General features: G+C 69.0%; 1 protein-coding gene. It reads left to right on the top strand.

The annotated features are described in order from the left end of the window. On the top strand, positions 1 to 494 hold a 494-nt coding region (locus CFB35_RS33960; protein ID WP_306427111.1), incomplete at both ends, for a beta-ketoacyl synthase N-terminal-like domain-containing protein.

Raw genomic sequence — 494 nt, 5'->3', positions numbered from 1 at the left:
ATCCGCGCGGTGCTGGAGCGTGCGGGCGTGAAGCCCGAGCAGGTCAGCGAAGTGATCATGGGCCAGGTGCTGACGGCCGGCTCCGGGCAGAACCCGGCGCGGCAGTCGCTGATCAAGGCGGGGCTGCCGAGCGCCGTGCCGGGCATGACGATCAACAAGGTGTGCGGCTCGGGCCTGAAGGCCGTGATGCTGGCGGCGAACGCGATCGTCGCGGGCGACGCGGACATCGTGATCGCGGGCGGCCAGGAGAACATGAGCGCGGCGCCGCACGTGCTGCCGGGCTCGCGCGACGGCTTCCGGATGGGCGACGCGAAGCTGGTCGACACGATGATCGTCGACGGCCTGTGGGATGTGTACAACCAGTACCACATGGGCATCACGGCGGAGAACGTCGCGAAGGAATACGGGATCACGCGCGAGGAGCAGGACGCGTTCGCGGCGCTGTCGCAGAACAAGGCGGAAGCCGCGCAGAAGGCCGGGCGCTTCAACGACGA

Origin of the sequence: Burkholderia sp. AU16482 (assembly GCF_002223285.1) — a bacterium.
Taxonomy (GTDB): domain Bacteria; phylum Pseudomonadota; class Gammaproteobacteria; order Burkholderiales; family Burkholderiaceae; genus Burkholderia; species Burkholderia semiarida.
Note: the sequence above shows the minus strand (reverse complement) of the source record. Positions and strands in the feature narration are given on the sequence as shown.